This is a genomic window from Gallionella capsiferriformans ES-2 (genome assembly GCF_000145255.1).
In the GTDB taxonomy this organism is placed as follows: Bacteria; Pseudomonadota; Gammaproteobacteria; order Burkholderiales; family Gallionellaceae; genus Gallionella; species Gallionella capsiferriformans.
On the sequence record NC_014394.1, the window covers coordinates 813,504 to 826,793 of the forward strand.

12 protein-coding genes and 1 riboswitch are annotated in these 13,290 nt (G+C 48.5%); of the genes, 7 read left to right on the forward strand and 5 right to left on the reverse strand.

Going from position 1 to position 13,290, the window contains the following annotated elements:
• The first annotated feature begins 55 nt into the window (after positions 1-55).
• Positions 56-1,258: an NnrS family protein gene (locus GALF_RS03875; protein ID WP_013292747.1), complete on the forward strand. Its 1,203-nt coding sequence runs from the start codon at positions 56-58 to the stop codon at positions 1,256-1,258.
• Between the two features lie 189 nt (positions 1,259-1,447).
• Entirely contained in the window at positions 1,448-3,430 is a 1,983-nt protein-coding gene (locus tag GALF_RS03880; RefSeq protein ID WP_013292748.1) for a methyl-accepting chemotaxis protein, read from the forward strand.
• 314 nt (positions 3,431-3,744) lie between these two features.
• Here GALF_RS03880 and GALF_RS03885 read toward each other — a convergent pair whose 3' ends face one another.
• From GALF_RS03885 to GALF_RS03905, 5 genes are all read right to left on the reverse strand, one after another.
• Entirely contained in the window at positions 3,745-4,785 is a 1,041-nt protein-coding gene (locus tag GALF_RS03885; protein WP_223293726.1) for an HD-GYP domain-containing protein, read from the reverse strand.
• A gap of 479 nt (positions 4,786-5,264) precedes the next feature.
• The gene (locus GALF_RS14810; RefSeq protein ID WP_013292750.1) at positions 5,265-6,482 is read right to left on the reverse strand and encodes an HD-GYP domain-containing protein; all 1,218 of its coding nucleotides are present in this window, start codon (positions 6,480-6,482) and stop codon (positions 5,265-5,267) included.
• 82 nt (positions 6,483-6,564) lie between these two features.
• Positions 6,565-8,619 (reverse strand): methyl-accepting chemotaxis protein, encoded by a 2,055-nt coding sequence (locus tag GALF_RS03895; RefSeq protein WP_013292751.1) that lies wholly within the window; start codon positions 8,617-8,619, stop codon positions 6,565-6,567.
• Positions 8,616-8,903 (reverse strand): hypothetical protein, encoded by a 288-nt coding sequence (locus GALF_RS03900; protein ID WP_013292752.1) that lies wholly within the window; start codon positions 8,901-8,903, stop codon positions 8,616-8,618. Before GALF_RS03900 ends, GALF_RS03895 begins: the two co-directional genes overlap by 4 nt.
• Positions 8,896-9,492: a response regulator gene (locus GALF_RS03905; RefSeq protein ID WP_013292753.1), complete on the reverse strand. Its 597-nt coding sequence runs from the start codon at positions 9,490-9,492 to the stop codon at positions 8,896-8,898. The genes GALF_RS03900 and GALF_RS03905 overlap by 8 nt, the downstream gene beginning before the upstream one ends.
• Positions 9,493-9,722: 230 nt before the next feature.
• Here GALF_RS03905 and GALF_RS15650 point away from each other — a divergent pair, with 230 nt between their 5' ends.
• The 5 genes from GALF_RS15650 to GALF_RS03925 all read left to right on the forward strand — a co-directional run bounded on the left by GALF_RS15650 (position 9,723) and on the right by GALF_RS03925 (position 13,258).
• The gene (locus GALF_RS15650; protein ID WP_190274093.1) at positions 9,723-9,887 is read left to right on the forward strand and encodes a hypothetical protein; all 165 of its coding nucleotides are present in this window, start codon (positions 9,723-9,725) and stop codon (positions 9,885-9,887) included.
• Between the two features lie 35 nt (positions 9,888-9,922).
• Positions 9,923-10,034: riboswitch (guanidine-I (ykkC/yxkD leader) on the forward strand.
• Between the two features lie 128 nt (positions 10,035-10,162).
• Positions 10,163-10,993 carry an ABC transporter permease gene (locus tag GALF_RS03910; protein ID WP_013292754.1) on the forward strand — a complete coding sequence of 277 codons (831 nt, stop codon included), beginning with the start codon at positions 10,163-10,165 and terminating at the stop codon, positions 10,991-10,993.
• A 9-nt stretch (positions 10,994-11,002) separates the two neighbouring features.
• Positions 11,003-11,836 carry an ABC transporter ATP-binding protein gene (locus tag GALF_RS03915; protein ID WP_013292755.1) on the forward strand — a complete coding sequence of 278 codons (834 nt, stop codon included), beginning with the start codon at positions 11,003-11,005 and terminating at the stop codon, positions 11,834-11,836.
• 18 nt (positions 11,837-11,854) lie between these two features.
• Positions 11,855-12,583, forward strand: a complete 729-nt coding sequence (locus tag GALF_RS03920; protein ID WP_013292756.1) for an urea amidolyase associated protein UAAP1 — start codon at positions 11,855-11,857, stop codon at positions 12,581-12,583.
• Positions 12,584-12,592: 9 nt separating this feature from the next.
• Complete coding sequence (locus tag GALF_RS03925) at positions 12,593-13,258, forward strand: urea amidolyase associated protein UAAP2 (RefSeq protein WP_013292757.1); 666 nt, start codon at positions 12,593-12,595, stop codon at positions 13,256-13,258.
• Positions 13,259-13,290: the final 32 nt, after the last annotated feature.

Below are 13,290 nucleotides of genomic sequence, written 5' to 3' on the forward strand. Positions count from 1 at the left end.
CTAGCAGTCTGCTTGCCTACCGTTGGCGGATTTTTATCTTCAGCACGGAATTAATATGCTTAAAAACTTCACCGCAGCCCCTCATCGCGTCATGTTTTTCGGTGGGGCAGTGCAATCCATCGCCGTCATGCTGTGGTGGACGCTGGAATTGACAACGCGTTACGGTGCTCAGCCCGTCAGTTGGGCTGTTGCACCGCGTGCCGCACATGTATTTCTGATGATTTACAGTCTGTTACCGTTCTTTATGTTCGGCTTTTTGATGACGACTTTCCCGCGCTGGATGGCAGGCAACGAAATCCCTGCCGAGCGCTATGTCACCGCATTTGGATTGATGAGCCTGGGCGTTGTGGCGTTTTATGCCGGCATGATCTTTGGCGTGGCGATCCTGGTTGTGGCAGTCGCGTCTGTCCTGGCCGGATGGGGGGTCGCGCTCTATGCCTTAATGCGCGTGGTGTTGGAGACCCGTCCGGGCGATAAACGTCATCCCGTTGTATTGCTCATCGCGCTCGCGCTGGGATGGTGCGGTCTGGCGAGTTATCTGATTTGGTTGATGAGCGCTGAATATGGTTTTTTGAACTTCTCGATTCAGAGCGGTTTATGGTTTTTCCTTTTGCCGCTGTTCGCCAGTGTCGCGCACCGTATGATTCCCTTTTTTACCAGTAATGCGTTGTCGCAACCCGATGTGCCGCGGCCCTTCTGGCCGTGGTGGACGGTGTTGGCGGGGAGTGTCGTGCATGGCGTGCTGTCGTTCGCAGATCAGACGAATTGGTTATGGTTATGCGATGCACCGGTTGCGGCCTCGACTTTGTATCTGAGTTACTTATGGGGATTCCGCCGCAGTTTGAGCAACCCGCTGTTGGCGGTGTTGCATGTGGGTTTCGCATGGATGGGTATTGCCATGCTATTTTTCACCGCGCAAAGTTGGCTAGTCTTTATGAATGGAGAATCGAGGTGGGCATTAGCCCCGTTACATGCGCTCACGATCGGCGGCTACGCCACCTTGATGATAGGGATGGGCACACGCGTCACTCTCGGTCATTCCGGTTTGCCGTTCAATATTGGGATTTCGCTCAAGCTGATGTTTTTAGGCATACAGTTAGTCGTATTAGTGCGAGTGATGGCGGATGTACTGCCGCTACACAATCCCTACCTGTGGTACATATTTTCCGCGCTGGGGTGGTTGGCCTGCTTCTCACCGTGGGTATGGCGTTACTTGCCTGCGTTTTGGCGACCGCGTGCCGATGGCCAGCCTGGCTGAGATGAGAGCAGTGCATCAATCAGAAAACTCGTTTTAAGGACACCGCTTTTATATTTTACTTTTCTGCTCAAGATCAGCCTTGATGTGTCGAAAATACATGTATTAAACCTGAATATATTGCAGCTGGGTGTTTAAAATAGGCTCAATTAAAACGTGTAGACAGTAAAAATATAAATAAGGAGGGGAACAATGAAACTCGCTTCAATAAGCCAAAGACTGGTGTTACTCGTGATGGTCCCGCTCGCCGCACTCATTTTTTTAGCGAGTTTTCTGATAATCCAAGCCTATACCTCCTATCAAAACAGCGTTCAAACACACCAGCTCATGAGCCTTTCAGTGAGCGCAGGAAATTTGATCCACACGCTTCAGATTGAACGGGGGGCCACAGCGGGTTTTCTGCAATCAAAAGGACAAAAGTTCTCGGATGTATTGCCGGATATGCGCCAGAAGACGAGTGAACGTTTGGCAGAGCTGAGTAAAGAAGTTGCTATGATTGATTCAGCTCAGATGCCGAAGCTGGTTGATGCGGTATCTCAAGCGCAAAATAGTCTCAACAGGCTTGCCGAGATACGTCGGCGTGCCAGTGATTTTTCGCTAACCGTCCCGGAGGAAGTGGCGTATTACACGGGAACGATTTCTCAGTTGATCGATGCAATGGGTGTCGGCGTCGGATCGAATAGCGATGCTTCTGTTTCTCAGCAGATGATCGCTTATCTCAGCTTTCTTCGCGCGAAGGAAAATGCCGGGCAGGAGCGGGCATTAGTCACGGCAGTTTTCGCGGCCAACAAGATAACGCCGGCGCAATACCGAACCATCTTGAGCAAGATCAATCATCAGGATGCTTATCTGAATGATTTTCGCAGCATCGCTAGTCCGGCGTTGAAGGCTGCACTTGCGAGTGTATTGGCTGGCGCAGCTGAAAAAGAGGTGGCGGCCTACCGGGAGATACTTATCAGCAAATCATCTGAAGGAGATTTTGGCGTTGAACCTACGCAATGGTTCAAAACGATCTCGATGAAGATCGATGGGCTGCATGCAACCGAAGAGCTGATTACGAACCAAATCAACACGGATGCGGCTGCATTTCAGAACGCCAGCCGGACTCAACTCACTGCCGTCTTGCTTGGCGGGCTGCTTGCGATTTTAACGACCATCGTAGTGTCCTATTGGGTCGCCAAGAGTATCGGAACGCCGCTCAATGACATGGTGATCTTTACTGAGAAGGCCATTGCAAATAACGATTTTTCGGGCAAGGTGCCTGAACGGGGTGCCTCTGAAGTCATTCGTGCCGGTAAAGCGCTGAACCAGCTCATCGATAAATTCCGCAAAATCATCTTGGAGACCAAACAATCGAGTGAACAAATTACGGCAGCTGCACATGGGTTGGCTGTTTCAAGTAATGAGGTAAGAGAAAATTCTATCGTTCAATCTAGTGCAGCAGAATCGGTGGCCGCAGCAGTTGAGGAGTCTTCAGTCAGCCTCAGCGAAACAGCTAGCAATGCACAAGCGGCAGCCGAGTTGGTGATCCAAGCTCGTCAGGATAGCGAGAATGCAGGGAAGATCATGCAGGAGACGGTCATCAAGATGGATGATGTCGCAAAATTGATTCGAGACTCTGGAGATAGTGTGCAGCATCTTGATGAGAGCTCAAAAAAGATAGGTAATATCGTTAAAGTGATTAAGGAGATCGCCGATCAGACCAATCTGCTTGCCTTGAATGCGGCGATTGAAGCTGCTCGTGCGGGTGAGCAAGGTCGCGGCTTTGCTGTGGTTGCAGACGAGGTCAGGAAGCTGGCCGAGCGCACTGGCTCGGCGACGGGGGAGATTGCAGCTTTGATCAAAGCGATTCAGGATGATATCGGCGGCGCTGTGGTTTCAATGCAACAGGCCAATATGAATGCGGCGTCTAGCTTGGCGCTTGTCAACCAATCTGCGAATGCACTTCAACAGATTGATCAGGATGATGTCGAGGTCTCCAACGATGTAATGAGTATCTCCAATGCGCTAGCTGAACAGGATGCCGCGATTCGCCAGATTGCCGTCAATATCGAACAGATCGCCCAAATGACTGAAAGTAACAATAATGTGTCGGTAGCTAACAGTACAACGGCGGCGGAATTGGATATGCTTGCATTGCAACTGAGAAATTCCGTTGCTGTGTATAGGGTGTGAAGCGCCGGATGAGGGGTCGGATGATGCATATGCCGCGCGCAATGCGGTGTTAAGCGCTCGGTGTTGAGCTGGCTTATGCGGCGGTATCTCGTCTGAGTCGTTACTTTGCGTTAGTTTGAGTTGGGTAAAGTCGCAGGTAGCGGGGCATGCGAACCTTGTTCGTTATCAAAAAACGTAATCGGCAAAGTCTGTATGAGTTTACTTCACGATAAAATATTGTAAGCGTTAAGATGCACCATATTGATATGGACGGCGAAAGCTAAGTCGCTTTTGCTGGGTCTCATGTCTATACGTAGAAATATTGGGCAAATTCATTATTTTATTTCGGCGAATTTACTGGTTATATCGACTAAATCAGGTAGTCGCTTTCGAATAGCTTGGATACAGTCTGGATCGAGCTTTCCTTGTCTAACCATTGAAGTTAACTCGTCGATCGCAGAATCCGGACTCCAGGCCTTTTTGTAAGGTCGAACGCTGGTTAGTGCATCGTAAATGTCAGATGCCGTGACAATGCGTGCCTCGATGGGGATTTCATCACCGCGCAAGCCATGGGGATAACCAGACCCATCAAGAAACTCATGGTGGCAGCCAATAATATTTTTCAAAATTATGGAATCGGGTAGGTGAGTCAGCGCAAAACCTCCCAGGATTTTTTCAACCAGCTCGACGCCTTTGGTGACATGCCCCTTCATAATAGTTATTTCTGCTTCATCAAACTTTCCTGGTTTTAAAAGTATCTTGTCAGGGATGCCAATTTTGCCAATATCATGCAATGGTGCGAACAGATATAAATGCTCTATAAATTCATCACTCAAATTATGTGATTCCGCCAGTTCAAGTGCAATTATTCTGGCGAATCTGGCCATGCGCTCAAGATGTGCCCCCGTTTCAAAATCACGAAGATTTGATATTTCTCTAGCTACTTTAGCTGATGTGACAATTGATCTTACCGCCGAGATTTCCTCTGAAATTATCATGTTGATCAAGCTTGAGTACATAAGAAGATCGCGTTGTATTTTTGAGCTGAAAGCCGCAGACTTAACTGAATCAAAGAAAATCATTCCGAGAAAGTGTCCGTTATCATAAATTGGCACAGTAAACGATGAATAATACCCTTGTTTTAGTAGCCAGTCAGAATGCGGTGATGAGGCAATTATGCTATCCGGAATATCATCAATGACCCGATATACTCCCTCTTTGGCAAGTCGGTTTAAAGTGTAGCAGTCTGATAGCTTAAACTCGTACTTTTCAATTGGATATCCTTGGCGCGTGCTGTTGATAAAAGTCTTAAGCATATCCGATTTTTCATCATACATTGCGACAGCGATACGATCCAAATCGTTAAAGTTTTTCATGAGGCTATCATGTATTATTCTTAATTTATCACTCGTTGAATTTGACGATTCAAGGAAAATATTTTGTGGGTTATTTAATTGAGGTAAGGGCATAATTTTAAGTATCTGTAATAAATTTTGATGGTACAAATCGATAATTTAAATAGTTATGAAAAATTGTATAACTATTTTATTAACTACTCGCCTAAAATAATTTCAGGTGTAATCTAATAACAACATGTTATTAATTTAACGGTAGATTATATTTTGTAGTACATACAAGTAGGCTGATTTATAAGTCAGTACAATATGGTTAAGTTTGAGGCTATAAAATTGTATTTTTGTTATCTAGTGATGCTAACAAGCATATCAAATTAAATTTTTATTCTCTTTTACTAAGGGAAATTTATGCTGAATCTAATGTGGTGCACCGCGGATAATTGAATTGATGTAAATTGCGATCTGCTAAACCAATTTAACGTGTCCTATATGTTAAAAAATCACAGAGTGCTCTGCTGATTGTATGATGGAAAAGCATACCCTTCGTTTCGGAACAGCCTTTCACATATTTCAACAGATTGAGAGTGGTAACGAGTTTCCTTAAAACGATTTAATTCATTAAACGCCTGATCAATACTATATGCGCGTCGAAATTGACGATGTGAAGTCATTGCTTCTAAGGCGTCGCACACATGAAGAATCTTCGATTCCAGTAATAATTCGTCCCCTTTGAGTCCGTTCGGATAACCACTGCCATCGATATGCTCATGGTGTTGGAGAATAATCTCAGCGATTGACGAAGGTAATTGGAAGTCTTTGAGTATTTTGTGACCAGCATCTACATGCAACTTAACGAGATCGAACTCTTCAGGGGTTAGTTTTTGAGGTGCGGAGATTATTTCTCTCGGTATCTGAATTTGTCCTACATCATGAAGGATGGCTGCTATTTTTAACTCCTCTAGGCGGTTTGAATCCAGCCCCATAGCCTTGCCAACTTTCACTGCCAGGTCTGCAACACGTTGCTCATGACCGGTTGTGGATAGATCGTGTATTGCGGTTGATAATGCGGACAGCCCAGTCCTCATGGCTGAAAACAACTGCTCAGTTCGATCACTCCCGTTTTTTTGCCCACGTGTTCTATCGTCTTGTATTTTTAATAACCAGCCAAACAGGCACATGGCATTGAACTGGATTAAGAATAAATTTAATCCATTGTCCTTAAACAAAATCAATCCTGCATTGGGTGATTGGCTGAATAGTATTGATGTTGATTCTCCAATTCCAACTGCAGCACCGATTAGTGCAACATGTAAAAAATTTATTCTATTGGAATTATTAACGAAAATTTTTATTACGAGCAGTGCTAGGAAATAATCGAAAATTAACCCAATTGATCCTGCTATGGAGGTTATTCCCCCTATCCCGATGTGCAATAGTAATTCAGACAGTGTGGTTATTGCACCAATAAAAGGCCCGCCAAATAATAAGGCTAGACCAATTCCGACCCCGCGTAAATCAACAAAAATATCACCTATAATGATGTGTTCATGGAAGATAATAAAAGAACTTCCCAGAATGATAAGTATGGTATTTAGAATAAATTTATTGTATTTATCAGTTAAATTAAGTTTAAACTTTAGTTCTAATATAACGATTAAAATTAATATATAAATAGTTGTATTGTTAGATGATAATACTGCGATAGGGTTGTTAATCACAATAGCTTCCTTGCCGTTTAATTTAATTTTTTAATTGAATTAAAAATTGTAGAATTAGATGGTCCTACCACGATGCCATAACTTAAATTTTAAAGTGTGCAACTGATAGCTGAAGATCTCTTGAAAAACTCGACAATTTTTCTGCGGTACGATCTACGCTTCCGACTGCAGCACGATTATCTTCTGCTATTTGCGCAACTTTTTCGACATTTGATGCTATGTTCTGACCCGCTGCCGCTTGTTCTTTAAGTGAGTACAAAATGTCCTTGATTCCTGCAAGTACATGACTGGCACCTGCATTGATTTCGACTATGGATTCGCCCGCTTTTGTCGTCAGCGCTGCACCGGATTCCATTTTTCCTATAACGACACTCATTTCGTCCACGGCGTGTTCGGCTGTTTCTCTAAAATTGTCGATCATTAACTGTATTTCCTGCGTGGCGGATGAGGTCTGGTCGGCGAGTTTGTGAACCTCATCGGCAACCACGGAAAATCCCCTGCCGTGGTCGCCAGCTCGTGCAGCTTCGATAGCTGCGTTGAGTGCAAGCAGATTTGTCTGGGCTGCAATTGCTTTGATTATGTTGACAATATCCTGAACTTGCGCCGATTTTTCGCCAAGTTCCCGTATGGTCTCGGCGACACCGTGTATTGAAGTGTTTGTCTCCTCGATGCTGTGTACGGCTTGCTCAACGACCTGTTTGCCATTGTCGGCCAGTCGCTTTGAACTAACGGAGATATCCATGACTTCTTGGGCATTGCTGGCTATTTGGTCCATTCTGACACTCATCTGCTCAACAGCGGCTGCCATGCTGCTAGATGCATCAGACTGTGTTAGTGAGGCATCGCTCAGTTTTTCGACCGCATTATTCAGGCGGGCGGAGCGTTCTTTCACTTGACTGGCCGCTGCGGTGATCTGGTCAATCACCGAACCTACCAAGACTTTGGTCGATTGCACCGAGCATAGGATATTGCCCATTTCGTCCCGCCCGTTGATGGCGGTGTGGTTAGACATATCGCTATTTCCATTAACCAGATTTTCTAAGTGTCCGTTAATGGATCGTACCGGCGTTGAGACATATCGGCTCACAGCCCATCGGATGAAAAAGAACAGGAATACCTGCGCGAATACTTGTCCGGCAAATAACTTTGCGATGAATAGGTAGAACGCCTGATACTCTTCATCCAGATTGATGCGTAAGTCGGCTGCCCCAAGTATCGTTCCTTCTGGCGCCTCATGGCAGCTTAAACAGTCGGTTCCGCCATGTGCGCGACTGCCGGCGTAAGGAATGATGGCATGTAGTACGGCACCTCCACCGGTACGATCAATCGCGAAGTAAGATTGACCGTGCAGCAGCGTCTGACGCTGGATATCGTTCTGTATCTGCTCTTCAGGAAGCCCCGCGCCATACTGTTTGTTTACATGGTTGGAGCGTATTAACTGTAAGGCCAGCAGATCATTCGATTCAGATATTTTATGGAGCATCAGTTTGCGCGTTTCCGGATCACCGATTTGTCCGGTGACCATCATCAAGTTTGCGCTGTCCAGCATTTCATTCGCGATACTCTCTGCTGCATGGTGGGCGTTGTGGTGCAGCTGATCGTCCATGTTCACAGCGGTGGTAAGTGCAGAGAGGATGAGAAACACGAATAGCACAGGCTGTATCAGTAGCTGCAGTTTCGCATGCAAGGGAAGGTTGCCGAAATAGTTGCGCCCATCCTGTTTATGCGCGCGCGGTGGCTTGCCGCGATACAGATGCTCTGCCGCTTCAACTTCTTGGCGAGTTGGTTTCTTGCGTAGTGAAATATAGCCGATAATATTGCCATTTTCTTTGATAGGCGAGACGGAAGCCTTTACCCAGTAATGGTCGCCACCCTTAGCGCGATTTTTTACGATACCGGACCAAGGATATCCTGCCTTCACCGTTCCCCAGAGATTTTCGAATGCCCATTCCGGCATGTCTGGATGGCGAACTACGTTATGGTTGTGTCCCAGCAATTCTTCACCTGAGAATCCGCTGATATCGATGAAAGAATCATTCGCATAGGTAATGAGGCCTTTGGTATCAGTTTTAGTGATGAACACCATTGTTTCGCTGTAATTAATCTCGCGTTGAGTGACGGGAAGGTTCTTTTTCATGCTGCAAGTGCCTTATTTGTAGTTATAGCGGCCAGCGGAAAGGGGGCTTGCTTACTGGTCTTAAATACTGCTGCATCGCGAATCGACTTTGGGGGCGCGACGGTTTTTTGAAAATTAGCGCAGGTGGTGACGGTGATCAGTGTGATGTCGGTCGCCGACCAGTCGTCTAGCTGCCAAATGGCGTTCCGACCCGGTGGCTGATCTTCAAGTGGGGCAGTGAGGATTCCAACGGCAGCGTAATCATTCGGGTAGCTGATTGAGGTGGTCTGTGTTGCATCAAGCACGACTGACTCCCAGTCTTTGATTGGCAATTTCTTGAATCCGAGCTTGAATCATCCCGAACGGGGCGGGCTTGAGGAATACAGATATGCCGTCTGGAACGCCCCCCATCTCCTGAAGACGGACGGCATCAAGACCTGTTACTACGATAATCTCGCTATCGTCGCATGCATGTTCCTCGCGTAGTTTGTGCAACATCATAATGCCGTCCATTCCCGGTATATCGATGTCGGTGATGATGATGTTCGGTTGGCTGGCGCCGATCGCAACTAGCGCGGCAAAACCGTCGTGTACGATTTTTAAATCAATCGGCAATTTCCAGCTTTTGATGGTCGCTTCATATAGCTTGCAGAGCGAAAGATTATCCTCGACGACTAAGATGCTGATCAGTGCATGCGTGTCTGCGACATTAGCTGCTGGCTGGACGTCACGTTTATGCAGCAGGCAATCGACGGATTCCTTCAGTACACGGCGATGCCCCCCGGGTGTTTTCCAAGCCAGCAAACTGCCGCTTTCAACCCATAGTTGCACGGTACGCAAGGATACGCCCAGTAATTTGGCTGCATCTTGTGTGGTGTAAACATCTTGTTGCATAGCGTACCCCGTAATTCGACTGGATTTTCAGAAATATGATAATTTGTATCATTATTATCATTTTTATCATATTGTCAATATGGCCGCAGAAAAGGGCAGTGGAGTGGCGCACAGGCTGGCGTAAAAAATAGTGGCTGTTCAATGGGGGGCGACTGGTTAACCCTGTACGATGATGGACAACACCACCCATGTGTTGAGTCGAGCATGTGAACTGGGGACGGTTTGCACAAATGAGTGGTAGAGGAGCCGCCATCAGCCAGCGTGCAGCCTATTTTCGCCCGACTCTGGTGCATCGGCATCAGGTGCCGCACCATTTTTGGGTGCTTGGCAGCGATCTGCGCAGAAAAACAACCGTGTTTACGGCGATGCAAACTGTGGCATGCTTTATGCTTTAATTATTGCGAGGGTGTCGATCCGATAGGTCGGCCACTTGCAGAAGAACTAGGGTTCCGACTGCCAATTAAATTTTGGCAGTGTCTGGTCCGAGAGTTCTCGGTCTTGTCGATGATAAGACTTCACGGAGGGATAAAAGCCCGGGAGGTTGTGACCAATTTTTATTGGCACCCTCTCGGGCTATTTCATTTCAGGAGTCAAATTATGTCGTCAAAACAATTGGTTGAATCGCAATTAGTATCATATAGGCACTTTGCAGACAACAACGAGGTGCCCAATGTCTAGTGATCAATCACGCCAGCATCCTGTCGTCTGCGGATGGCGCGCCCTTTGGGTGATACGCGGACAGCTTAGTCAGCGTGCCTATCTGTTGTTCGCGCTGACGGGCATGTTGCTGCCACTTGCTGCATGGGGGTGGTTATCTGCGAGCGGGCTAATGGACAAGGTATTCATGCCCAGTCCGGTGGACGTGCTGTTACGGCTATACAGCTGGTTCAACGATGACGATCTGCTGGGTGACATGTGGATCAGCACCTACCGGGTCGCAGCCGGGTTTAGCCTGTCGGCGGTACTTGCGATTCCGCTGGGCATCATGATCGGCACCTACCGTCCGGTGCAGGCACTGCTCGAACCCTTGACCGACTTTATTCGCTATATGCCGGCAGTGGCTTTCATTCCGCTGGTCATGTTGTGGGTCGGTATCGATGAAAGCTCCAAGATCGCCATTATCTTCATCGGCACCTTCTTTCAGATGGTATTGATGATCGCGGAAGATGTGCGCCGGGTTCCCGTCACGCAAATCGAGGCCGCGCAAACCATGGGTGCGACGCGTAGCGAAATCGTCTCACGGGTCATTGTTCAATCCGCTAAGCCGGCTTTACTTGACACCCTGCGCGTCACCATGGGGTGGGCGTGGACCTATCTGGTGGTCGCTGAACTGGTCGCTGCAAATTCCGGATTAGGCTACGCCATTCTAAGGGCGCAGCGTTTCATGCAGACCGACAAAATCTTCGCCGGGATCATCCTGATCGGACTGATCGGATTAGCGATCGACCAGCTGTTCCGTTGGCTGCATCGTAAGAGCTTTCCTTGGTTGTACAAAAAATAGGTGGCGATAATGGACATCAAAATACGTATTGAAAAGGCCTGCAAGACATTCGGCGATGGCAGCATCACGGCCTTGCAGGAAGTATGCCTGGATATTGGCAGCAATGAGTTTGTGACTTTCGTCGGTGCATCCGGCTGCGGGAAATCCACCCTGTTGCGCTGCATCGCCGGATTGGAGACGCTTTCCTCAGGCAGCATCAAGGTAGACGGGACGCCGATCAGCGGCCCCGGAGTTGACCGCGCCATGGTATTTCAGCACTACAGTCTGTACCCCTGGCTGACGGTGATGGATAACATCAAATTCACGCGCCAGCTGCAAATCAATCTCGAAGACATCACCTCTGCGGATGTTGAAGCCGCCTCAGGCCGGGCGGATGCGTTAATTGATTTGATGGGTCTGAACCATGTAAAAAATGCCTACCCGAACCAGCTATCCGGCGGTATGCAGCAACGGGTTGCCATTGCACGCGCATTACTGCCCCGCCCGCAGATACTGCTGATGGACGAGCCGTTTGGCGCGCTGGATGCTCAGACGCGTGAAGTGATGCACGACATGATTTTGCATGTATCCAAACTGGAGAAGACCACCATCGTGTTCGTCACGCACGATGTGGAAGAAGCGATCTATCTTGGCCAGCGCGTTGTGGTGATGGCTCCGCGTCCCGGACGTATCGACAGTATTTGCCCTGTGAATCTGCCGGCACAACGCAATCAGGACATGAAACTCTCAGCGGAATTCATGCAGCAGAAAAAAGCCATCCTGACCCGTATCCGCGAAACCGCCGGCGTGCACACCGATCTGGAATTGCTGGCGCGGATGACCAAGCCTGCTGACAACAACTAACGATATGCAAGGAATGCTATGACTGAAAAACTCTCAGAATTCAACAGGCTGTGGGAAGACACTATCCCCGGCGGCGCACACGCCTCATTTTCGATGCGGCGCGGCACGGCACTGCGCATCACCGATATGGAAGGCGGCGCAAATTTGTCCACGCTGTTTTACAACCAGCAAGAGAAGCTGGAGCGCTACAACATGGCCGATACGCTCAAGGCACAGCACACCGCGCATTTGACTCGTGGCTTCGTGTGTTATTCCGACATGGGGCGCGTGCTGGCTTCCGTTATCGAGGACAGTTGCGGCTGGCACGACACAATTTGCGGCATGAGCAACGCGGCACTGGTGACGAAAAAATACGGTACGTCAACTTACCAGCAGCAGCGCAACGCCATGCACCGCAATGCGATGGACAGCATGGTCATTGAGCTTGGTAAGTGGGGGATGGGTCGACGCGACATCGTGCCAAATGTGAATTTTTTTAGCAAGGTGAGTGTGGACGAGGAGGGCGGTCTGCACTATCAAAGCCTTCATTCCAAGGCGGGCGACTACGTCGAGCTGCGCTTTGAAATGAACGTGCTGGTCGTCGTGTCAGCCTGTCCGCATCCGCTCGATCCCAATCCGCAGTACGCGCCAAAACCCCTGTTGTTGCAGGCCTGGCACGCAGGCCTGCCGGATGAAGATGACTACTGCCGCAACCGCTGCCCGGAAAACGTGCGCGGTTTTTACAACACCGAGTTGCTGTATCGCTAAGGAAATCACATGACTATCGTTGAAAGCAAACTGACACTCGAACAGGCATGCTATGACCTGATACTGCCGGCAGGCGAGTCATGGCTGCATGAAGTTAAACGCGGGCAGCTGTTCCGCATTTTGGATCTGGAAGGCAATCAGGCCGTGGATACCTTGTTCTACAACGCGCGCAACCCGGAAGAGCGTTACAGCGCGGTGGACACCATTCGTGAGCAGTCTAATTTGTATTTGAGTGCCGGCACGCGATTGATGTCGACTGAGGGCCGCGTGCTGATGACCATTGTTGCTGACACCTGTGGACGTCACGACACGCTGGGGGGCGCCTGTGCGGCGGAAAGCAACAGCGTGCGCTATGCCATCGACAAGAAGTATATGCATAGCTGCCGCGACAGTTTTCTGCACGCGCTGGGGAATTGCGATTGCGGCCCGGGAAACATACAACTGGGCAAGCGCGATCTGACCGCCAATGTCAATTTTTTCATGAATGTGCCGGTCACTCCGCAGGGCGAATTGACCTTTGCCGACGGTATTTCGGCACCCGGAAAATATGTCGAGATGCGCGCGGAGATGGACGTGACGATACTGATCTCGAACTGCCCGCAATTGAACAATCCGTGCAATGCCTATAACCCGACACCGGTGCGTTTGCTGGTTTGGGATGCTGTCAGCCATTAACGAACGCGTCCGGACGACCGGATGCATGACAA